19 protein-coding genes are annotated in these 22,514 nt (G+C 36.2%); 12 read left to right on the forward strand and 7 right to left on the reverse strand.

The genetic code is table 11. The features are described from left to right. The first annotated feature begins 95 nt into the window (after window positions 1-95). The 9 genes from AC0VZ9_RS27500 (at window position 96) to AC0VZ9_RS27540 (ending at window position 8,592) form a co-directional block, all read left to right on the forward strand. The gene (locus AC0VZ9_RS27500) at window positions 96-437 is read left to right on the forward strand and encodes a Rad52/Rad22 family DNA repair protein (RefSeq protein WP_236566335.1); all 342 of its coding nucleotides are present in this window, start codon (window positions 96-98) and stop codon (window positions 435-437) included. 750 nt (window positions 438-1,187) lie between these two features. Beyond that, window positions 1,188-3,089 (forward strand): group II intron reverse transcriptase/maturase, encoded by a 1,902-nt coding sequence (ltrA, locus tag AC0VZ9_RS27505; protein WP_159870484.1) that lies wholly within the window; start codon window positions 1,188-1,190, stop codon window positions 3,087-3,089. Window positions 3,090-3,202: 113 nt separating this feature from the next. Then, entirely contained in the window at window positions 3,203-3,889 is a 687-nt protein-coding gene (locus AC0VZ9_RS27510; protein WP_201306615.1) for a hypothetical protein, read from the forward strand. 84 nt (window positions 3,890-3,973) lie between these two features. Further along, a complete protein-coding gene (gene dnaN, locus AC0VZ9_RS27515) occupies window positions 3,974-5,098 on the forward strand; it encodes a DNA polymerase III subunit beta (protein WP_159870481.1) in 1,125 nt (374 codons plus the stop codon). A gap of 44 nt (window positions 5,099-5,142) precedes the next feature. Continuing rightward, window positions 5,143-5,487: a hypothetical protein gene (locus tag AC0VZ9_RS27520; protein WP_159870478.1), complete on the forward strand. Its 345-nt coding sequence runs from the start codon at window positions 5,143-5,145 to the stop codon at window positions 5,485-5,487. Window positions 5,488-5,499: 12 nt separating this feature from the next. Continuing rightward, entirely contained in the window at window positions 5,500-6,042 is a 543-nt protein-coding gene (locus tag AC0VZ9_RS27525) for a hypothetical protein (protein WP_159870475.1), read from the forward strand. After that, a complete protein-coding gene (locus AC0VZ9_RS27530) occupies window positions 6,017-6,724 on the forward strand; it encodes a hypothetical protein (RefSeq protein ID WP_159870472.1) in 708 nt (235 codons plus the stop codon). The genes AC0VZ9_RS27525 and AC0VZ9_RS27530 overlap by 26 nt, the downstream gene beginning before the upstream one ends. A 25-nt stretch (window positions 6,725-6,749) precedes the next feature. After that, a complete protein-coding gene (locus AC0VZ9_RS27535; protein WP_159870469.1) occupies window positions 6,750-7,745 on the forward strand; it encodes a hypothetical protein in 996 nt (331 codons plus the stop codon). Window position 7,746: 1 nt separating this feature from the next. Continuing rightward, window positions 7,747-8,592 (forward strand): ThiF family adenylyltransferase, encoded by an 846-nt coding sequence (locus AC0VZ9_RS27540; RefSeq protein WP_159870466.1) that lies wholly within the window; start codon window positions 7,747-7,749, stop codon window positions 8,590-8,592. 106 nt (window positions 8,593-8,698) lie between these two features. Here the strand turns inward: AC0VZ9_RS27540 and AC0VZ9_RS27545 are convergent, their stop codons facing one another. From AC0VZ9_RS27545 to AC0VZ9_RS27565, 5 genes are all read right to left on the reverse strand, one after another. Next, window positions 8,699-9,550: a hypothetical protein gene (locus AC0VZ9_RS27545; RefSeq protein WP_009336108.1), complete on the reverse strand. Its 852-nt coding sequence runs from the start codon at window positions 9,548-9,550 to the stop codon at window positions 8,699-8,701. Window positions 9,551-9,571: 21 nt separating this feature from the next. Further along, on the reverse strand, window positions 9,572-10,222 hold the full coding sequence (locus tag AC0VZ9_RS27550) for a hypothetical protein (protein ID WP_159870463.1): 651 nt from the start codon (window positions 10,220-10,222) through the stop codon (window positions 9,572-9,574). Continuing rightward, entirely contained in the window at window positions 10,219-10,803 is a 585-nt protein-coding gene (locus tag AC0VZ9_RS27555) for a hypothetical protein (RefSeq protein ID WP_159870460.1), read from the reverse strand. Before AC0VZ9_RS27555 ends, AC0VZ9_RS27550 begins: the two co-directional genes overlap by 4 nt. Window positions 10,804-10,935: 132 nt before the next feature. Continuing rightward, complete coding sequence (locus AC0VZ9_RS27560) at window positions 10,936-11,808, reverse strand: tyrosine-type recombinase/integrase (protein WP_019379635.1); 873 nt, start codon at window positions 11,806-11,808, stop codon at window positions 10,936-10,938. Between the two features lie 515 nt (window positions 11,809-12,323). Continuing rightward, the gene (locus tag AC0VZ9_RS27565; protein ID WP_159870457.1) at window positions 12,324-13,238 is read right to left on the reverse strand and encodes a hypothetical protein; all 915 of its coding nucleotides are present in this window, start codon (window positions 13,236-13,238) and stop codon (window positions 12,324-12,326) included. A gap of 819 nt (window positions 13,239-14,057) precedes the next feature. Here AC0VZ9_RS27565 and AC0VZ9_RS27570 point away from each other — a divergent pair. Continuing rightward, window positions 14,058-15,406, forward strand: a protein-coding gene (locus AC0VZ9_RS27570) for an IS1182 family transposase (RefSeq protein WP_475397538.1) whose coding sequence is annotated in 2 segments (ribosomal slippage) — window positions 14,058-14,622 and window positions 14,622-15,406 — 1,350 coding nt in all. Because the reading frame shifts where the segments join, the coding sequence is not laid out codon by codon here. 127 nt (window positions 15,407-15,533) lie between these two features. Here the strand turns inward: AC0VZ9_RS27570 and AC0VZ9_RS27575 are convergent. Next, the gene (locus AC0VZ9_RS27575; protein WP_113885130.1) at window positions 15,534-16,889 is read right to left on the reverse strand and encodes an FtsZ/tubulin family protein; all 1,356 of its coding nucleotides are present in this window, start codon (window positions 16,887-16,889) and stop codon (window positions 15,534-15,536) included. Next, window positions 16,886-17,227, reverse strand: a complete 342-nt coding sequence (locus tag AC0VZ9_RS27580) for a hypothetical protein (protein ID WP_009336102.1) — start codon at window positions 17,225-17,227, stop codon at window positions 16,886-16,888. The genes AC0VZ9_RS27575 and AC0VZ9_RS27580 overlap by 4 nt, the downstream gene beginning before the upstream one ends. A 1,094-nt stretch (window positions 17,228-18,321) precedes the next feature. Here AC0VZ9_RS27580 and AC0VZ9_RS27585 point away from each other — a divergent pair. Together AC0VZ9_RS27585 and AC0VZ9_RS27590 are read left to right on the forward strand one after the other, a co-directional pair. Beyond that, on the forward strand, window positions 18,322-19,644 hold the full coding sequence (locus AC0VZ9_RS27585) for a hypothetical protein (protein ID WP_236566287.1): 1,323 nt from the start codon (window positions 18,322-18,324) through the stop codon (window positions 19,642-19,644). Beyond that, a complete protein-coding gene (locus AC0VZ9_RS27590; protein WP_159868168.1) occupies window positions 19,634-22,408 on the forward strand; it encodes a type IV secretory system conjugative DNA transfer family protein in 2,775 nt (924 codons plus the stop codon). Before AC0VZ9_RS27585 ends, AC0VZ9_RS27590 begins: the two co-directional genes overlap by 11 nt. The last annotated feature ends 106 nt before the right edge of the window (window positions 22,409-22,514 follow it).

Consider the following 22,514-nt stretch of genomic DNA (forward strand, 5'->3'; position numbering starts at 1 on the left):
TTTGCGTTAATGGAGCGAAAAATAAGTGGTGGAAAAGTTCTAAAAAACTTTAAGGGGCTGTTGTTGTGAAGAAAGATTGTAGCATGGAGGAAGTTATGCAAAATCTGCAAGCGCCTTTTCCTTCAAAGGATATTGAATGGCGTGTCAGTCGAAGTGGTCAAAGCAATGGTAAAAAATATGCCTTTGTCTTAGCTTATGTCACAAATCGAGCAATTCAAAATCGATTAGATGAAGTATTCGGACCAGCTGGTTGGCAAAATGATTTTTCTGATTTTATGCAAGGAGTCCTTTGTACAATCTCATGTTATGTAGATGGCGAATGGATAAAAAAATCAGATGGAGCAGAGCAAACTCAGTTTGAATCATTGAAAGGTGGCCTTTCAAGTGCAATGAAAAGAGCTGCAGTTCAGTGGGGCATTGGAAGGTATTTGGTGTGAACTGTTCTCGCACAAAAAGTTGTGGAAACACACTATATAAAAGCGAGGGAACAACAATGTTCCAACTGCATGTTTGACTAACAAGACTTGGAAGTGAGTCTTGCAAGAATATCGTAAATTCTTGAAAAGGTCTAATCCTACGGATAGCAATAATAGATAACCCTATTATTGTTATAAGCCCGTTGAAGTCGGTGAAAATCGAGCCTAAATTCCTGTGGGAACATGGTAAGAGAAGTAATCGGGATGCCATAAAATATCTATGGATAGAATGAATCACAGATTCTGACGAATCACCGAATGTACATGTCGATACTATCCGTTCCATAGAAATATGGAGGAGGTAAACCCCTACCTTTTCAGTTGTGGAAATGATAATCAAATATATCAAATCTACGGATAGGGACTATCCCCTATTCATCTAATGAACCACATTACGATTAATTCATTAGTAACTGACGGCATAAAGGTGAATCCTAAGGTTATATGCAAGGCTAGAACATGCGGAACAGTTGAAGTTGGTGAGAACGCAATACGGTGGTTAATTACCGGTTCGTGGATATAAGGTATTGAAACAATACTGAAATTCCTTTACACCAATGGCAGCAGGGTCATAGTACTGATGAGGGTTATGTAATGTAACCGAAGGGAAGGGCCCGAGTCTACAATCAAGCAAAAGCGGAATTATTCTAGGAATGTGTAACAGTAACCGACTAAACCTTAGAGCAAAATCTCATTAAGAGGTGATGCAATATGGTGCGAAAACTAGAATACACTCTTGAATCAGAATCAGAATTAAGATGCACATTAGACAAGCTGCACTCAAGAACAAGAGAGCAACTGGAAAACAATATCAAGGTAAAACACACATCTCTCCTTGAAATAATGATGTCAAAACCCAATATTGTCACAGCGATACATTCACTGAAGAGCAATAGGGGCTCTATGACACCAGGAGTCGACGGAAAAACAATACGCGACTACTTAAAACTATCCGAGGAAAAACTCATTGAGTTAATCCACGATAGAATTAAGAATTTCAAGGCACATACCATAAAACGTGTGTTTATTCCAAGGGCTAACGGCGGACAACGACCTCTGGGTATTCCTACATTAGAGGACCGAATAATCCAGCAAATGATGAAACAAGTTCTGGAACCTATATTAGAGGCACAATTCTTTAAATATAGTTTCGGGTTTAGACCTGAAAGAACTACTTATCATGCTCTGGAAAGAATCAAAGTCCTTGTTCACCGTACTGGGTACCACTGGATCGTGGAGGGTGACATTCGTCAGTTCTTTGACAAAGTAAACCATAGAATCCTAATAAAGAAATTATGGAATATGGGTATCAGAGATAGACGAATATTATGCTTAATAACTGAATTTCTCAAAGCTGGTATCTTCAAAAATATTGTCAGAAATGACATTGGAACCCCACAAGGAGGCATTTTAAGCCCCCTCCTAGCTAATGTATATCTGCATTACTTTGACAAATGGGTTGCTAAGCAATTTGAAGAGTTCACCACTAAACACAAATATTCAAAACACGACCATAAATTACGAGCTCTAAAATCTTCTAAACTCAAACCAGGCTATCTAATCAGATATGCTGATGACTGGATTTTGGTCACAAATAACAAATCCAACGCGCATAAATGGAAAACTGTTATTAAAAATTTTCTCCAGAAGGAACTTAAACTAGAACTCTCTGAAGAAAAGACGAAAATCACCAACATCAGAACGAGTCCAATTGAATTTCTAGGATTTAAATACAAGGTAGTTCTAAAAGGAATAAAAGGTAAAAGGAAGAAAGATAAAAAGACTAGATACATCAGTCATGTTACCCCTTCCGATAAGAAGATTAAGAGCAAAGTAAAGGAACTCAGAGCTGAACTCACCTCTCTTAATAAAAAGTTAAATCATGACAAACTGAGTAACGCACAGCTAATATTAGCCTACAACTCAAAGGTTAGAGGTCTAGTAAATTATTATTCATATGCAACAGATACTTCCATTATGGATAAAGAAGGTTATAAATTAAGAATAAAAACTTATAACATTCTTGCCAAACGTGGAGGAGTCTTACAATCTACCAATAAATGTGTCAACCTTGCGGTCAAATATCCCGAACGGACACAGAAAACTTTGGCTATCGAAACCGAAGTTGGATTTGTCGGCATAATGCTTCTCAATCTAGCAAAAATGAATGAAAACCTGTTCAAACAAAAAGTTCAAGACGAAACCCCCTATTCTCCTTTCGGTCGAGCATTAATCGAAAAAAGAAAAGGAACTAGGGAAATCGGTATCAGGCATGATGAAATAACAAGCTTATCCCTTCTTGAGAAAATTAGGAAAGAACTTGTTACTTCGCCACGATACAACTTTGAATATTTTATGAACAGAGCATACGCGTTCAACAGAGATAAAGGTAAATGTAGAATTACAGGAGTCCCTCTCGGGAAGCATAACCTGCATGTTCACCACATTGACCCTAATCTTCCACTAGAAGAAGTTAACAAACTGCCAAACTTGGCTTGTGTTCATAAGGAAATCCACAAGGCTATACACACCGCAGTAGATATGAGCAGCATCTTGAATAATAAGGAACTTAAGAAACTGGAACGGTTCAGGAAGAAAATTCGCACAAGCTGATAAGTAGATGGAGCGCCGTATGAGGTGAAAGTCTCACGTACGGTGTGGACCGGGGGAAAAGTCAATCTTAACGGGTAGTGCTGAAGAATTGGCTTACCTATCGGTATTATAGATTGGAAGAGAATTACGTACAAGTTTTTGATAATAAACGTGATGGATCCAACTATATAAACGACAAGAAAACTAATGTTAAGGGTTATTGGATGCCACCAAAGCTTCCAGATTGGGCTTTGCCTGCTGATGAGAAAGGAAATTGTAGAAATGCTTCTCAGGATCCTCAAAATAAGCCTGAAAAGCAATACCAAAGAGAAAATAGCCAATCTAAGCAGAGTAATAAAAATGACTCTGTACAGAAAAACACCGGAAAACAACCTCCTAAAGAAACTAACCAAAAGAATCAAAAGGAAGAATTTAACCGCTCTCGTTGTTTAAAGGTAATTGGTGAGTATTTAGAAACTACGGGTCTGAAAGAACAACCGAAATTTATTATTCCGCTGTTCAAAAAGGTGACCCAAAATTCTGCTTGCAAGTCACTACAAAATATTTTTGATAAAGCAACAGAAGAGGAACTTAGAGCATTTTATGGTGTTTTGAGGCCGGTTAATGACCTGGTTCTTATCACAAATAATTATAAAGTTGCTTTAAGTGATTCATTGAGATATGTACAAATTCTTCTTCCTAATGTGAAGATTGAGAGTTTGTTTAGCTGCTTTATACACCTAACGAAGGATCATGTTAAAGAAGTCGCTACTTTTATTAAAGAGGACCTTCAAAGTGGAAATTTAACTAAAATCGCTTAATTGTGGAGAGGCACTAAAGAAGATTTTTCTATCTTTCTTTTGTGCTTTTTTATTTATAAAAAAACAACTCTTGGGGGAATAACAATGCATATTAAAATTAATCATTCTGTTTTGTCTGATGCTTTAAAAAAGGTAGAGAAGGTAGTAAACGCCAAACACAATATCCCTATATTACAAGGAATCTACATGGAAGCTACAAATGAAGAACTTATTTTTATAGGTTCTGACAGTAATGAATCATTCCGCTTTCACGTACCTGTGGATGGTGAAAACGTTGAGATATGTGAGCCAGGGAAAACGGTATTACCTAAACAAGTGACCGAAACAGTAAAAAGATTCAAGAAGGACATTACTTTAAAGCTTGATGGTTTTACCCTCCTTCTGCAATCAGGCCGGTCTAAGTTTAATTTGAATACGTTTGACCCGGAAGAGTTTCCAAAGTTACCCGACTTTGCTATTGAAGAATCTACCCTGTTCTTAAAGGGCACTGACCTTAGCAATCTAATCAAGAAAACGGGATTTGCTGCGGCTGATTCTGAAATACGCCCTATATTAACCGGTGTATGCCTAGACCTTTCTGGAGATTGTATGCAAATGGTTTGTACCGATTCTCACCGGTTGGGTAAAGTCCAGGTGAGAAACACTTCAGATAGGGATTTAAAGTTTGTTATTCCTGCGAAATCGCTTGATAAGCTGAATAAAACATTTGATTTACAGGAGGATGTCCATATCTATTGTGAATCAGAAAACCAGCTCATCTTTAGAAGTGGTTCCTTGGTGTTCTATTGTCGTTTGTTAGAAGGCACCTACCCTGATACTTCCCGTCTCATTCCGCAAGATTTTAAAGCGGAAATGAAGATTAATCGGAAAGTGTTCCTGGATGAAATTGAAATAATCCGCGGGATTGCTAATAATGCAGACAATGGACAAGGAGGAGTAATTAAACTTCATGTAAACGGAGCAGCAACTATTTCTTCTTATACCGCTCAAACAGGCAAAGGTGAATCGGTTGTAGATTATGAGTCTTTAGAAGGCGAAGATAATTTCACGATTAGCTTTTCGGGAAAATACATTGTTGATGCTTTAAAAGCCATCGATGACGAATTCATAAGTTTCAAGTTCAACGGAGAAATGAGACCTTTCTTGTTAACTCCATGTGAATCTGAGTATGAAGAGCTTCAGCTGGTCTTACCAGTTAGAACACAGTAAGGAGCGGAGAGTTATCTCCCTCCTTTTCTAATGGGGGAATTAATTTGAAGATTGACTTTCATAAAGTAGAAAAACTTTTGGAGCCTTATAAGCAAATTAAAAAGCAAACCTCTGAAAAGAAAGAGGAAGGAGTAGCCAAAGTCATTCAATATGTATGGAATCATACTCCTACCAAAAAGGTGGATTTTGATTCTTTTAATCTAAACGGAGGTCTTAGAGCTTTTTATGAGTTTTATTTCCTCCCCCACTACGATGATGAAATGACACAGGCAGATTTAGTCTCTATTAAAGACAATCTATGGGAGATTAACGCTGCCTGGGATGACTTGATCTATTCATTAACCAAATGTAATAACAAGGTTTATGAGAATGAAGATGATTTCATTTAAGGAGGAATTGGCATGAGAATGTTATTAGATGCAGAAGAAAAATACGCTTACGATGAATCAATAAGCAATTTTCTTACATTAAAGATTTGGCACGATTTAGGGGTTAATGTGAAAGAATTTCCGGATTACATTGTGTATCCAGGTGGTTATGATGGTTCATCTTTCGAGATTCTAGAAGCTGGATTAAAAGCACTTTATCCAACATTCAGACAGCTGGATTATGAAGATGAACACAAACTAGAAACCATTGCTAAAGAATCTAATATTTCTTCTACTCCTGAGCGGCTATATTTATTAAACAATGATAAGGTTCAAAAGCTACTAGATACGGGTGAGATAGATAAGCTAAAAAAGCCATTATCCAAACTTTACGGAGATCTTACTGAATTTGATATGAGTTTCCATAAGGAATATGGATTGGTCTTGGCAATTTATTTTACAAGTGTATTTTTTGAAGCGGCTGAGGCAGTGGCTAGAATTACTAGATTAGTAGAGGATTTTTATATACAAATTGAGGGTGTGACAGATAATGGATTATGTTATCAAGCTATCTGACAAAATTGATGACTATGAAGGTTATGTAGAGGTTCTGCGATTATCTGACCGTTTTGATGGAAAGACAGAAAGCTTGGACAAGATGGTGAAAATAGAAAACCGTCTCATCCAGGATTTATATAAAATGACTCTATCAGATTTAATCCGGATCCTATCGGAATCTAGTGCAGGTGGAGAAAACATTTCAACTCCTATTTTACCGCAAAATTGCATAAAGCATGTATGGGTGAATCGAGCTGCTAAACAGCATGAAGTATACATTGAGATACCGAAAAGGCGGTGGGATATTACCTATCATTCTCAGGCTTTTGAGAAGGTGGGATTCCCAAGGATGATTTTTAAATACTCAGTGTCTGACACTAAAGTAATCCTATCTAACATTGTAGCAGTGCAAGAGCAAGGGATACTAACTGATGAAACCCCTTTATTTCTGTTTCCTTTTTCAAATGTGAACACAGATACAAAGGTATGTATGGGTGGAAATGAACTCCCTCCTATTAAAACTCTATCTCAGTTAAGTACTTTTCATAATATCTTTTTTGCGGCACCGTTCGGGGATGACTATGGGTCAAAGACGTCTAATGGAAAAACAATACGAGAGCTTTTTACCGTACTTAAGGACAACGATTTTAACGATGAATGGCTTGTTCCTTTAAAAGAGTCTATACTTGGAAATTTTTAAAAAAACTAATTGGAGGAAATAAACAATGACAAAGGTAGAACAAACTGATATTTTTAGCATGTTTGATATTGAGGATGAGGCAGTAATTAAGCTTGAAGCTGCAAAAGCAGCCGCCGTAAAAAAGCGAGAAGAACAAATCGAAAAATTAAGGAAATCAAATGTGGAAAAGAAAGAGGCCAAAGCTTCTACACCAGCTGCTCCAAAAAAGGATCCATTTAAAGTCCTGGTTGATACCATTGTTCGCTATGCGGGTATGGACTTGCCAGTTACCAACTATTTCTCAATAGAAGAGCTAGAAAATGGACTTCCGACTAAAAAGAAGAAAAAAGATGATGATGGAGAAGAATCAGCATTTGAGCCGATTTCTGAAAATGCTCTCAGAAAGAAATTAGAAGATGACTTTCCTGAGCTTGTGGCCAACTTTACTCAACTTGTATACATTGAGAAGAAAAACATTATTGTACCCGTACTTTCTGCAAAGAAGAAAGGTATGGTGGATTGTAAGGAGACCTCTGCATCTGCAGAGGTTTCTTCCTGTTCAAAGAAAAAGAAAATTCCCTTTCACATATTGGCTGATTTTATCGTAGTAGCCAAAGATTTTTCTAGTAAGTTTGGAACGGAGGTTCATGCCGACATCTACCTTGACAGAGACAAAGGAACATTTATCTTAGATTTTCCCAAGCAAGTGGTTAATTCTGTGCTTTGCTCAATCGATGATGATAATGCGTGGCTTTATGTTGAGAAATACGGTGATAGAAACTTAATGAAAATTATGGAGATCCACTCTCATCATGTAATGCCGGCTATCCCCTCTCCAGTGGATGATGCTAACGAAAGGTCCCCTATCCTTTATGCCATAGTTGGCCGCCTGGATAAATTTTTTCCGGACTTAATCGTCAGAACATTTAACAAGGAGACTCAAAAACACTTTAATATTAATCCCTTTAATGTTTTTGAAAACCCGGTATTTGATGACTATGCGACTTATCTTAGTGATATCTCAAATGTGGAGGTTGAGTAATATGCCGAAAATATCTGTGGATTTTACAAAAGGCAAACGACTTTTCACCCATATTGTGCTAGTTGGAGCGGGAGGTAATGGAGGTTATGTCATTCAGCAAGTAGCTCAAATGCTCAATATTTTTGATGTGTGGGGCAAAATGGTGATTGCTGATTATGACCATTATGAAGAAAAGAACCTAGCTAACCAGCTTTGTTTACGCCAAGATTTAGAAAGGAACAAAGCGGAAGTATTAGCTAAACGTTATCGCTCAGCTTACCAGGTAAACATTGAAACATATAGCGCTAGTTATATTGAGAATGTTGAAACCTTAGACAATTTATTTAATACAGACTATGAAGGTTGTCATGGCTGGAGTACATCATATGTACCAATCTTAATCTCTTGTGTTGATAACAATTTCTCTAGAAGGGTATTCCATGAATACTTTGAAAAAGTAGATAACCTATTATATATCGATATTGGGAATGAGGAAGTCCAGGTTCCCAATGACTTCCGTATCCGGTCAAAAGATGCCTGGACAGAAGAAGAGTTGGAAACTTATGAACGATCAGGCTTTACGGGTCAATTGGTATGTGGCCTTAAAATTAATGGGAATGTAATTTCTGAGCCAGTTGCTTCTGTATTTCCTGATATTTTAGAAGACCAGGATGAAATTGCCCCGTCCGAACTTTCATGTACTGAACTTGCTGCTTCTAATCCGCAGAGAGTGATAACTAATCGTTACTCAGCTCTAGCAGCATCCACAGTATTGAATGAAATATTCGAATTAGGAACAGTATCTACCCATAAGATATTTTATCATTCTAAGAAAGGATATATGAGAAGTGAGCCGATAACTCAATAAAATAAATTATTTTCTATAAGACCATCATTTTTTAGATGGTCTTTTTTGTACTTCGAAAAGAAGATATGTAAAGACCAAGCAGAGGCAATCTGCTTGGTCTTGTTTATTAGTTGTATTGAAAGAAACTGTCTACTTGAGCTAAGTTAACTGTAAGTTTATCTGTATCAAGAGTATTCATAACAACTGCTCTAGTAACTATTTGATCTAAAAGATTGTCCTGCTCTAAATCAGTTAGGCTAGTTTTTATTGAGATATTCAGGAAAAGACCTTTTTCGCTATCCCCGATATCAACAGCCAAAACTGTTACTTCTCCTATTTTGTCTAATCCTCTATAATCTGAATTTATAATCTCCCAAACTTCACTTAAACTATTTACTGCAGTTAAACTAAGATAGTTCTGAGGATTAATAAAGGTAATGTCATCTAGAGAAGCCATAATGCCTTTGTGTTGAGACTTATAAAAATGTATACCTCTTTTATTAGCCTCGTCTTTAAAAGCCCATAATGCCCCTAAACAAGCCGTATTTAAGGATATATCCATCAGGGTAGGGTAAACACCCTCATATTCAATTACCATCCATTTGATCAACTCTCTAAGGCTATCCATGGTTATTACTTCTTCTAGGTTATTATTTGAGCCGACTCGGAGCATATCGGGGATTTGTTGCGCTATTACCCCTTCTGCTTGTTTAAACCAATCATCCTCAAAGTTCGATTCGCTGTTTTGCATTAATTCCATTGCCATAAAGTAACCATTAAATATTTGTGATTGAATTCCTGCAAACAGCATATTCTCCATCTTCTCTACTTTGTCATGCTGCACGTATTGTAATAATCTATTTTTATAGAACTCATAGATTGTTGCTAAATCAATATTGAACTCTTGATTATTCTGTTGGTGGGCTTTTAATTTCTTTTGTGTGTATTCATAAATATTAATCTCAGTGGTTTGTGTCATCTAAATTCTCCTTTGTAAGTATTATGAAGCATTATCCTGAACTTCATATGGAGGTGAAGGACTATCATCAGCATATTTCCAGACTCCATTTTCCTTTTGAATTATGGATATAAAATACTCCTCCCCGTTTGTTGTTAAAACCTTACGATAAAAACTCCCTTCATTTTTAAGCCGGTTAAAAGTAACATTTGTTAATGTGTAGCTTTCGCCATTAATATTTTGTTTTAGATACAGGTCCTGTAATGAAGAAAATACAGTTACAGCATCATCCTTAGAAGGTAAAGATTCCTTTACTGACTCAGTTCCATATTGTAAAAGGAATTCATAATAGTTTTCCGGAGAAAGTTGCACTGTGTAGAATTTATACAATGCGTCTGCGACAAATTTTGAAAACTCTGCAGCATCCTTATACTCTTCTAAATTTTTGTAGTCTAGATTTTCAACTTCTTTTAAGGTATCTAACTCATTTTCATAGACTACCTCATTAACTGGTCTCTCCATATCTTTGTATATTTTCTCTTGTTCTTCTTTTTCTTTGCTATCCTTAAGTTCACCTTGCTTCTTTTCTTCTTTTAGAGCTTCAATTCTTTTTGATTCTTTATCGAATAAACCACCGCATCCAGTTAACAGCAAAGAACTAGATAGAATTAGAGAAATAGCTTTAACTTTCATCTTAAGATCCCTTCTGTCAAAAGCTTCTTTTCTTTAGTAGTAAGATAATTTAATAGTTCTGCGCTATGTAAAGCAGAGATGTCACTCACTGCAGATGTGACAAGTTTAGGTATATCTGTTATTTTCATTTGGTTATTGCTAGGTGTTACTGGTACTTTTAAATGCTTTTCTAAACAATATGAAAGAGTTTTAAGATGATCTCTATCAATACTGGTTGGTAGTGATATGCTTTCTAATTTTCTAATTCCAAATAAGTTGATGCAGACAATAATCGATTTTAAAGTAACCAAGCCTGGATCTAAGGTTAAGCTAAATATCTTCGAATTATCTTTGTACCATTGGTCCTTCAAAGTTTTTAAAATTGGATGTGAATGTATACTAAGCTGTTCTTTTTTACTATTAATTTCAATATAGTTACTAATCTGCTCATTCTTAAGAACTTCCGATAAGTATAAAGATTTTTGTTTGTTAAAAGGTATAGATAATACATCATTGGAATTATTGAAATTAAAATCTCCTTCTCCTATTAAGACTGCTTTGGAGAAATCTAATAGGTTTCTAGCAACTTGCTTATCTTCCAACGCTACAGCTCCTTTCCCATAAAAAAAAAGCACTCCAGAATAAAACCATCTCCAATAAAAGATAGTTTTTCTGGGTGCTTCCCATTGTTGTTTTTGTTTTTGTTTCCACAATTATACACTTAATTTTGAAGCCTATTCAAGTTCTTTTTGGGTATAGGTTCCTTCGACTATCTGTTTCAGATAGTATGATGCAGTATTTTCTTCAATTCCTAATTCGGCGGCTATGAGCTGGATTGGTACTTTTTTAGAATAAAGATCAAATGCGATAGCTCTTCGAATTATAGTAAGAGTTAAAGCTGGAGATCCTTCAGGGAGGTAATCACGAGATATTGCTCTTAAATGACTTTGCATGGACATTACCTGTATAGGTCCAGTTACGTTCTCTCCGTGATGTTTTGTCGTAAATACATACTCGCTGCCATTAAAAAAAGTGGAGTAAAAGTACTCATGGAAGTACGCCACTTCAGATCCCTGGAGGGTAATGGTTCTATTTTTCAATTGAATTTCAACTATATCTTTATTTGCGTTATCTTTAACTTTATCCTTGGTAAATCCAAACTCAGCCATCTTTAAGCCTTTAGTGGCCAATAAAAACAATACTTTTCTAAGCGGCGAATATTCATCATTAAGCAGAACTAGATCAAGCACTTTTAGAATTTCGTGAAATTGAATGTGCACAGTTGGCTTTTCTTTTACAACAAACCTCTTGATTTTGACTGCAGGATCAACACTTAAAGGTACTTTGTCAGTTTCCCAAAAATAGTTAAACATAGTCTTTAAAATGGCAAGTTCTTTATTTATTGTCGAGATACTTTTTTCTCTTATATCACGTTGATACTCTAAGTATTTGATTATGTCTGAAGAGGTAATTTGAAAAGGTTCCTTATTCTCCGGATATTTATCTTTAATAAAGGCAAAAAATTGGTTTATAACCTTTTCGTAGCTATTTACTGTTTCCTCACTATACCCTTTATTTTCGATATGCTTAATAAATCCGTAAGGCATTCATTCTCCCCTCCTAATATCAGACCTTTATATTTCCTATATTATACTAGATTATATGTTCGTATCTTCCTTAAAAACTAAAATACTGCCAATTTTAAGTGGTTTTTTGTTGTAATTTACTACCGCAAGTTTTAGACTCACCTTAACTACTCAGCGGTTTTGAAACCTAACTTTTTTAGAGTTCAGTTGTACCCTGTATTTTATTTATTTTTCAAACCAAGAACGCAGCTAAGGTTTAACAAAAACCCATTAGAAATACAATAATAATGACTAAAAAAAGCTCATTCAGTAAATATTTACTGAATGAGCTTTAATAGCTTTAGGAGATATTGAACTTACCAATTAATGATTGTCCTGGCGATAGCTGCTAGCAGAGTTACTGCGGTTGCAGCTACCACCACTTTATCAATTGTTCTAACTGTTTTCTCTTTAAAATAATATGTTAACACTCTGCCCCACCCCTTATGAACAACTTTAGTAAGCCCATTATAAAACATATGTTCGGAAATTTCAATCTATTTCATATTTGCACTTAATAGTTTTTTGTCATCTACATCAGTATTGAGCTGCATATTCGAAAAAGATTCACGCTCTTGCTGTAATAACGTATTTACTTTCCTCTTTTCCTCTTGAAGTGTTTCTATTTCTTTTCTTGCTATATTGATCTTCTCTTTAATTTCTTGATCCATTTTTTCTTTTAGCTTTGTTTCTACATCCTTGTTAATTTGCTCAACATCAATAATATCAGGTTTCTTAAAAAGCCCTAAAAAAGAAGGTTTTTGAATACTTTTTTTCAATGAGGTTGATAGCAGCTGCGTTTGTTTTTCTTCTAAGTACTTCATATAAGCATCTGTCTTGATTTGGTCTATCTCAACTTCTTTTCTCTCTAGTTTTCTCTCAATATCAGAAATATCTTTTTCGTACTTAAGTATGTTCAGCATTTTACTCTGGAATCCTAGATTTCGCTCCATAGTTGATAAACGTTCTTCATAATTATTCTGCAGCTGATCGCTATACTCTTGAAGATCGGTACTTTCACGTTGAACCCTCTTTACATTCCCTCCCATGGAAACACCAGGTTGCATTCCTAGCTCAGCAAGAAGATCCACAGAAGTTTTAGAGGCCTTGTCCATTAATACAAATATTAAATGTAAACGAAATACACTTTTATAATTTAACCTGTAAAACTTCCCGAACTTTTCAGGTTGAATGTACTCGATTAGATCTGAACGAAAATGATTTCTAATTGTAGAGTCAGACCGTTCAATAATACGACCTGCCTCAACAGTGCTATATGTCATGTCTTTATGCATTGATTGAATACCCATTGTGAACACGCTGTCCTCTAATCCATTCAAAACAGCCATTCTGTATATAGGATCATTTTCAAATTCTTTCATAAGCAGTTCTTTCATATCTAAGCTTTCCACACAATCACCTCCAGTACTGTAGATTTCTACAATCATTTATAAGAAATATTACACTTAATATATCCATAAATCAACTCAAAACGTTGATATATTAGGCGTTAACAAGCTCCGAACGATTCGCAGCGCTTGCGATATTTGCCACAAACGAACATCAGCGCGAACGCTACCTTACGAAATTTAATAAATCAATAACGTAATTGAATCAAACGCATATGTATGAATCTATCGTTTTCGTAATTGAATTATAAAGAGCGCTATTTAACGTTACAAGAACGGTAACGCTACATATCGTTTGTGCTTAATAGCGCTTGATTTATAAGGGTTCTTGTTTTGTTGTTTGCGTTTGATTGAGAATGAATGATGAAACATCGTCCGTGTTATATTGAGTGAAGATGAATTTTGTGAATTACTGGGTTTTTATCCAGGTTAAGAGCTTTTTTTGCGTCTTGGATCCAGCACAAGTCTTTTCTTTGAATTTCAAAGCGAACCTAACATAACTTAAGGGCATTCTTTGATTTTAACTTATAGTAATAACCGTATTAGTAAGGTAAAAATAATTTTATATGTACCGCAATTGAGGTTGCTAATTATGGTACACATATAAAACGTTGATATACGAGGGATTGATGGTTTACGGTCCTTTTAGGTACATAAAAGGGGTACACAAAGTTTGGAGGAATAAATACAAAAAAACAAGCCTAGAAGGCTTGTCAGGCTGTCGAGAAACTCTCGACAGCTTTTATTTTTATCATTAACTTTATTAATTCACCGCGTTAATTTGATATAATATAATTAATTTTACTTAGGATGGTGGATGGCATGTTCAAACCGAAAAGAGAATCACAAAATGAAGCGGAATTTGTTTTTATTGAAGATTTAGTCCCTGAAGATCATCTTTTAAGAAAAGTTGATAAGTACATAGATTTTTCTTTTATCGGGGAGAAAGTCCGTCCCTTCTATTCAGAGAATAACGGGCGTCCTTCGGACCCCATTATGCTTTTTAAGATGATGTTCATTGGTTACTTTTATGGCATCCGTTCAGAACGACAATTAGAACGGGAAGTACAGATGAATGTGGCGTACCGATGGTTCCTTGGCTTGAAGCTCAATGATCCTGTTCCGGACCATTCAACCATCAGTTGGAACCGGCGAACTCGTTTTAAAGATACAAATATTTTTCAAGAGATCTTTGATGAAATTGTCCATCAAGCCATTAGTCATAAAATGGTCGGTGGAAGAGTTTTATTTACTGACTCCACTCACCTTAAAGCGAATGCAAACAAGCACAAATTCACTCGTGAAGAAGTAGAAATTGAAACTCGGGAATATATAGATGAACTTAATAAAGCTATTGAGGAAGACAGGTCAAACCACGGAAAAAAGCGCTAAAAGAAAGAGAGGAGGTGACAGAGACCAAGGAAATCCGAAAAAGTACAACCGATCCAGATTGCGGATTCATGTCCAGGGAAAATAAGCAGGAAATGTTCTGTTACTTAGACCACCGAACAACGGATATGAAGTTCAATATCATAACGGATGCCTATGTTACTCCTGGAAATGTCCATGACTCTATCCCTTATCTTTCTAGATTGTATCGTCAGATCGATCGTTTTGGATTTAAAGTAGAAGCAGTGGCACTCGACTCAGGTTATTTAACGAATCCCATTTGTAAAGGGCTTCACGACAGAAGCATTTTTGGTGTAATTGCACATCGGAGATATCAGCCGACCAAAGGATTATTTCCAAAATGGAAGTTTACCTATCATAAAGAACAAGATATCTATGTTTGTCCAAATGGCCAGAAGCTAGTTTATCGCACAACAACAAGAGAAGGGTACAGAGAGTACAAGTCTGATTCTAAAAAGTGTTCAGAATGCCCACTCCTGAAGGAGTGCACAAGGTCAAAGAACAAACAAAAGGTCCTAACACGCCATGTGTGGGAAGAATTTAAAGAGAAAGTGCGCCTAAACAGACTCTCCCTCTCCGGAAAAATTCTTTATAAATATAGAAAAGAGAAAGTTGAGCGAAGCTTCGCAGATTCAAAAGAACTGCATGGGCTTCGCTATTGCCGGTTACGGGGATTGCACAATGCGAGTGAGCAAGTATTACTCACCGCAGCGTGCCAGAATATGAAAAAGATCGCCACTCACCTAGCCAAGCTAGGATAATTGTGGCGATCTATTGTTTTTCCATAAAAAAAGCCTATTTTTAAGTCAGTAATTGAGAAAATAAAAAAAGCTTGTGGAAAAATCATACCTTTCTCCACAAGCTGACAAGCCTAGAAGGCTTGTCTTTTTAAAAATCAATATCATTCAAATCGGCAACTTTAGCTTTCTTTGGCTTATTCTCATTATCCTCAAATTCTAGATCATCTAAAGTCATCTTTTTCCGACGGACTGTAGTGTTTCCAGAAGAAAAGAAGTCATCAAATTCATCTAACCCTAGTGCTGAAGAAGCTTGTTTCTTAGCTTCCTCTTGTTCTTTTTCTAACTGTTCCCACTGCGATAATTCTTCTCTTAACTGTTGAATTCTTACAGAGGGAGAAGGGTAAACGGCAAGGCCATATAAAGTAAGGTTTTCCAATTTGCTATTTTTAGATATTGATAAGTTTACTTTGGTATCAAGCAAGTCAGAAGTATATCTGAAAACATCATCTGCAATCTTAGGTGAAATATTCTTCGAAGAAGGATATAGAACTGCTACAGCACCAGCCACTGCATTTTGAACTTTATAAGTAGCCAGTACTTCATTGTTATTAAATAGATTTCCTATAACAGATTCGATATTTTCATCATTTCTCAGTTCCTTGTGCTTCGATATAGATAGCCAGCCTGGAGTTGATAAGGTAGTAAGTAGTTCCGTTTTATCAAATACGGACCGTCCATCTAAAAGAGGTAGTGATGAAATCTCTGCCAAAGCACTTGCGATCACCATATTGCTATAGGATTTAGCATCAATTTCAAGGCCTCCGTATGTTTTGAGAGGGCTATTTGCGTAATAGTCTTTCATTTTTTCATTATCAATAACTACAGCAGCACCCATTTTGTTTTCATTCATAAGCTGCTGAATTACACTAATACCAGCAAGAGCGTTCCTTCTAAATGCAGAACCTCTTTCGTCAGAAGAAGGCAGGGAGCAAATAACACCTAAAGGAATTTTCCCGCCTGGTAGGGCTCTGTTTTCTCTAACTTTTGACAGGTAAGCTAATGCTACTTTTAGCGCTCCATTACCAGTCCCGCCGCCTAAACTAACACATACCCAAACGAACTCTGAGTCCTGTACTGCATCGTCAAGTGCGACCTTTTTATATAAGTCTGCATTTTCTTTAGCGATTTCAAATCCAAGCTGTGCATTTTTATCTGTACCTTCAAGTTCAGGAAAGTCTTTACTGGAAGTTACAATCCTATGAGTTTCCGGTATTAAATTTTTATGTTCTTCCATATCTGATTTTGATGAATTGAGTAAGAAAGTTGGATAACCAAACCTTGATAATTCAGCAGCGATTCGGCCACCACCTTGTCCAAGACCAATAATTGCTTGTGAAGGATAACGATCCATTTCAGATTTTAGTTCATCAGATAGTAAATGTGGGGATAGCAGCGCTTTAATTGCACCTAACTTTTCATTTTCTCCAAAAGCCTTAATCATCATATGTGTTGCTCCTTCCTTAACTTTTCTTCATAAAGTAGTTGGGCTAATTGTTTGCCTCTTACTGTAACAAAATAGGGAGTCGCGGTTCCGTCTTCTTTTTTCTCAACGAACCCTTGAGCTTCAAGAGTCAAAAAAGCGGAATCATACTTCTTTCGTTTGCTATGAAAGTTATCTAACCTAGTCTTAACAAGGCCTCTATGTATCTTGTTTTCTTTCACGACCTGTCTAAATACGTCAATAGTAAAGTCATCTAGCTTTTTTCTAAGGAATCGCAGTGTGTCATTATCGTATTCCAGCTCATCTAAGTCCCTGAAACTCTTAGCTTCAAGTTCACTCATTCCTTCACCACCTTATGAACCTTAAAAGACCTCTTTTGTGTACCTTTAAGGAACATTATAGAAAACAAGCCAAATAAATGCAATATATATACTTTATTATCTCAAATAAATGTACTTTCCTTCCATCCTTGTGTACCTTAATTGTGGTACACAATATAAATCTCAGACAGCTTGATTCCTGAAAAAACCTACCCTCCAATGACACTCGATGTGTACCGCAATTGTGTACCTTAATTATGAACCTTAAAATTTACATAATAAAGTCCCCCATATTTCATTTTCGTATCATTAAATTCAATTTAGTTCTGTTTAAAAAGGGAAGAATGATCATCTTCGATCACAATTCAAATTCATTCAACTTACATATTTACCGTTGTCTAGCAATCATTCAGGTTCATTCAAGCTCATGTAGTAGCATTATCATTAAAATAAATTTTTTTAAGTAAAAACAGCAAATTGTTTTATACGATTACTGGAATACGGAGTATTAAGTGCCGGGGAGCCATTGCCAGAAGGAAAATGATTGTAGGAGATTGTCTGTAGTGGGGAGGTCTCGAAAGGATTCCTAACTATCTTTTACATAGGGGTATTCACTTTTTCATTCAATCCATGATTTTATATTTAGTCCTCAAGATATAACAAAATCAGTAAAGTTCCACTTACCAGTGGAAAGGTTGTGGTGGAAAGATTATCGTTCCACCAAAAGTTTTCCACCATGGTACACCAATAATAGTACTTTGAAGTCTTGGTATTATAGTAAATACGGGTTCCAAAGCAAGTGTGAGTTCTTACCGTATTTTCACCCCGTTTAAGGTAAAGGATTGAGACTGAATTCTATTGATTTTACAACATCGATTTGTACCCTAAAATATAGCTATTTCATAACAAAACTTATTAAGTACGAAGGTCACCATTCTTTGTATATCCCTGTATAATCATTCGCTAGATATCACGATATTTTATTGCCAGCTCTTATATAAAATGGTATACTCAGGTCGAAATTTCATATCTAAAGGGACGACCCTGGACTCACTAAGCTTAGGCTTGGTTTGTTCGGGGTCTTTTTTTATCTCATAGAAAGGAGGCTATAAGTGGTGAGTGAGAAGTCTATCTATACTTACAATAATGGTAGGGCATGGATAACTGAAAAGGATAAAGAATTATTAAAGCTAATATGGTTACATAAATCAGTAACTGTCTCACAAGTAAGGTTCTTTCTTTTAAAGGCATATGGTATGAAAAAGAGTGCTGTCTACAAGAAGCTTCAGAAATGGAACGAGCTTAAGATTACCAAAACACAAGTTTATAGCGGGAGGAAGAAGGTCCAATTAAGATGTGTACAGATGAATAAGAATGGAATTGATATTTTAGTAAATGAAGGGGTTATCCATAATTCAACTTATCCTTTGGTAGAGCTGCCAAATCCTAAAACGGCTGATCACTTCTTTTTAACAAGAGAAATAGTTATAAGAACGTATTTAGAGTTTTATAAAAAGGGAGGTAGGTTTACTTCAATTCCTCCATTAGAAACTCCTTACTATGACACTAAAGTGAAGAAGGCTTATAAAGAACAAGGAAAAAATCTCTTAAAAATACCAACTCTAGTAGAACCGGATTGGATTTTGTACAGTGATTCATCAATACTGAATATTGAATCGGATACCGGGCATGAAAGAGCAAATACTATCATCGACAAAGTTAAAAGGTATGTAGAATATAATGCTCAGAATTTAGAACATAAAGACCATCATATATTGATTGCCCCTATAGATTCTGCAGATGATGACATCCTATGCTATGTGGAAGATCGGCCAAAAGAACGTAAAAAGCGTGTAAGCCAAATAAAAGAATATGTTATTAGGGCAAGCGCTCATATCATTCCTAACCTTCATTTCCATGTGGTCACTTCTAGCAGAGCAGGGAAAGTAGCTTATAACATACTAACAGGAAAGACTAAGGAACATTCCTATGTACTAAATGAAAGTATTGGAGCTTTAGAAACTAATAAACACCTCAATGTTTCAATGGTAAAAAGGCTACCTGAAGAGTTTTATACCGGAAACGTATTAAATTCATATTTTGCTGACGGCCATTTTGACATGAAAAGAGAAGGAGAGAAGGTAAAAACATTTTTAATCAAAGTAATGGATGAAGGCTGCGTAAAGTCCTTGGACCAACTTGCTTATTTAAACTGGCTTTTAGAAAAAGACCGTTATAAAAGTCATGTCGATGGAATCCTTGCTATCTATCAAACAGAAGAGGAGAGATTGCATGATAATCTGGGTGACCTTTGGGAGTTAAATCATGTCTATTTCAGTTCTTTAGAAAGGCTACAAAGAAATAGTATTGACGGATCAACATTTTATCAGCAAACCTCTAAATTTAAGAGGAAGAAGGTGTTGCTTTATGAGGGATAAACTGCTGTTAAAATTGCCGGGCATTGCCGTTTCAATACTGGGTATTCTCTCTTTGTATCTAACAATCCGGGCAACCATAAATTATTTCTTTTTAATGTCTGCTCAATTTAAAGGTGTGGTACCATCATTTATTTTATTTGGTGATTCTACAGAACCTGGCCGAATCGGTTTCTGGTTATCAGCAATCTGTCTTATAGTGGGATGGCTAATCAGTACAAAGTTTAAAGCATTTCAAACGAAAAGGTGGAGAATTGCTTGGTTTGGAAATATGGCTTTAGGAATGTTTTTTCACTTCCTTTGGTTGATTAGTGCACCAGTATATAACACCCTGATCCCGTATTTAGGAAATCGCATAAATCAAATGGATGTTCAAAGTATATGGTTAGAAATTGCGGTGGGTGACACTCAAACATTGCTTCTAACAGTTATGTTCGTTCCTACTACAATTACTTGCGTAAGTATGCTATGGCTATTTGGACAGTACTCACAATATTCAAAGGAACTTAATCAAGCATTTTGGGAATATGAATACAAGAATGTTCATCTGCAAAAATTCTTTAAGATTTGCAAAAAGGAACTATGGCCAGATGTGGTATTGGGGCCAGACTCAGACACAAAAGAAATGGTTGTCCAACCAGGTAAGGACCGTACTCTCAACAATGTCATAATTGGTAGTATCGGTACAGGTAAAACCGCTGCTTTGGTTCTACCTATAATTAATCAGGATTTACATTGGATGAGCCGCTACATAAATGAATATCCTTCTCTGTATCAGAGGGAGGACTTCCATACGGAAGATGTTAAGGGTATGTACCTAAATGGAGTAAGCATAATAGAGCCTTCAAACGACCTTTGCCAAAAGGCATTTCAGTTAGTAAAAGCACATGGCATCCCAGAGGAGTCAGTATTTTACATCGACCCTACAAATCCGAATACTCCATCTATAAATCCTATGGAAGGACCGGTTGATAAAGTGGCTGAAGCTTTCGCTATGGTTATCGAGGGTCTAGCAGAAGGCGGTCAGGCAAACTTCTTTTTCCAACAGAGTGAAAGGAACCATTTAAAGCACTATATCTATTTACTAAAACTGCATGAGCCTGAACAAGAAGTTACTTTCGACATGTTGTTAAAAATGTACGATAATCCTAACCTTGTTCGTGTAATGCATGAGAAACTTAAAAAGACCTTCCCAGAAAATGTGGACCTGATGGAAGATCGTGATGAGCGGAATCATTGGGCTATCGTAAAACAGATAGATGAATGGTTTGACACAAACCTTCTTCCGAAAACAGAAAGAGCAGGTCAAGGAAACGTACCAAAACTTGTCCAAGAAGGGGAGTTTCGTGGGCAGCAAGAATATTACGATGCTAAAGCGGAGTATGTACAGGGTTTAAGAAACATTCTTAACGACATAGGGGCAAGCCCGTTAATACGAAGAGTATTATTTGGGAAATCTGATTTTTCATTTGACCGCCATCTAGAATCAGGTGGTATTTTACTAGTGAACTCGGCCAAGGGAGAACTCGGCGGCCTATCCAACGTATTAGGTAAACTCGTATTGTTGAGTCTTCAGAATGCAGTTTTCAGAAGGAAACCTAATATATCAAACTTTCATCATATTTTAGTAGATGAATTTCCAGATTACATTTATCAACCATTCAAAGAGTTTCCAGCTCAGTCACGTAAATATAAAGTTATTGTTACCGTTGTAGCACAAACTGTTGCCCAGCTAGCGGATAAGTATGGAGAAACCTATATGCATACTTTGCTAGGTACCTTACGACACAAAATGGTTTACGGGGATATTCCTGATTTTGATGCTCAACTTTTCTCAAAAATATTCGGGGAGGTTGAAAGATTTGAAGAAGGAGTAAATGAACAAGCAGTCAGCCCGCTGCAAGAAAAGCCTATGTTACGGGTTGGGAATTCCTATCAGAAGAAAAAGGAGGCTATCCTATCTCCAAGCGATATCATTTTCCAAAATCCATTCCAATGTGCAGTTAAAATTGTTGCTAATAATAAGCCGGTGCCGGTTATGCAAATTGATGCAAACTTTGTTCCAAAGGAAGAATTTAACGAGGCCGTGATCCAGGTAAATGAAGAAGCTGCTAAAACATGGCTAGAGTCTAGAAAGGGCATAGTTTTGTTAACCGAGAATCAAACTCTCGAAGAATTTGAAGTATTAGATGAAGAGGAGGTTATTAAAGAATTAGAGAAATCGGACATTGAGCAGGCAGAACCGCTTCTACTAAATCCCGGTAATGATCATCCTATTACACTACCAATTTTTAATAAAAAAGACTCGGCCCCTGAGGCTGAAATACCAGCTGGAGTTTCAAGTGACAAATTAGAAGCTGTTCCGGAAGATTTAAAAAAGAATACTGACGCAATAGAGCCGATTGTTCCTTTAAGTCCCGCTAATTCAGAAGATATCAAAACATTACCACCTTCTAATAGTGTTATTCTAAGTAGCGATGATGGTGAACCCACTGTCAATGTTTTGTCCAAAGAAATGCCACAGGGTTTACCAAAGGAGCGCATAAACATAACTCATGAGTCAGACAGTAATATATCAAATAAAGAGGTGCAGCGACCAGTACTGTCTCAATTAGGCGAAAAGCAGGAACAGCTTCAAAACGAATTACTAAAAGAGTTAAGTGAAATACCCGCAAAGTCAGAGGTTGCTGTAGCTTCTGAAACAGACAAAGAAGCAAAGAACAATTCTAAAAAGGCTGAAATTCTATTCAGTGTATTTGAGGAATAAAGTAGTAATATAGTTAATTATAGTAAATTAATTATTGCCAAATCTATAACGCTTAGTATACACTTTTGGTAAGGTAGCAAGAGCGAAAATTAAATTATTCTAAAAT

The organism is Cytobacillus sp. QJM3NY_8, assembly GCF_056173585.1.

Excerpts from the sequence above, each read along its gene's own strand:
- AC0VZ9_RS27535 (WP_159870469.1), top strand. The coding sequence starts at position 6,750 with ATGACAAAGGTAGAACAAACTGATATTTTTAGCATGTTTGATATTGAG.
- ltrA (WP_159870484.1), top strand. The coding sequence starts at position 1,188 with ATGGTGCGAAAACTAGAATACACTCTTGAATCAGAATCAGAATTAAGA.
- AC0VZ9_RS27530 (WP_159870472.1), top strand. The coding sequence starts at position 6,017 with ATGGATTATGTTATCAAGCTATCTGACAAAATTGATGACTATGAAGGT.
- AC0VZ9_RS27590 (WP_159868168.1), top strand. The coding sequence starts at position 19,634 with ATGAGGGATAAACTGCTGTTAAAATTGCCGGGCATTGCCGTTTCAATA.
- dnaN (WP_159870481.1), top strand. The coding sequence starts at position 3,974 with ATGCATATTAAAATTAATCATTCTGTTTTGTCTGATGCTTTAAAAAAG.
- AC0VZ9_RS27545 (WP_009336108.1), bottom strand. The coding sequence starts at position 9,550 with ATGACACAAACCACTGAGATTAATATTTATGAATACACACAAAAGAAA.
- AC0VZ9_RS27500 (WP_236566335.1), top strand. The coding sequence starts at position 96 with ATGCAAAATCTGCAAGCGCCTTTTCCTTCAAAGGATATTGAATGGCGT.
- AC0VZ9_RS27575 (WP_113885130.1), bottom strand. The coding sequence starts at position 16,889 with ATGATGATTAAGGCTTTTGGAGAAAATGAAAAGTTAGGTGCAATTAAA.
- AC0VZ9_RS27540 (WP_159870466.1), top strand. The coding sequence starts at position 7,747 with ATGCCGAAAATATCTGTGGATTTTACAAAAGGCAAACGACTTTTCACC.
- AC0VZ9_RS27580 (WP_009336102.1), bottom strand. The coding sequence starts at position 17,227 with ATGAGTGAACTTGAAGCTAAGAGTTTCAGGGACTTAGATGAGCTGGAA.
- AC0VZ9_RS27560 (WP_019379635.1), bottom strand. The coding sequence starts at position 11,808 with ATGCCTTACGGATTTATTAAGCATATCGAAAATAAAGGGTATAGTGAG.
- AC0VZ9_RS27525 (WP_159870475.1), top strand. The coding sequence starts at position 5,500 with ATGAGAATGTTATTAGATGCAGAAGAAAAATACGCTTACGATGAATCA.
- AC0VZ9_RS27550 (WP_159870463.1), bottom strand. The coding sequence starts at position 10,222 with ATGAAAGTTAAAGCTATTTCTCTAATTCTATCTAGTTCTTTGCTGTTA.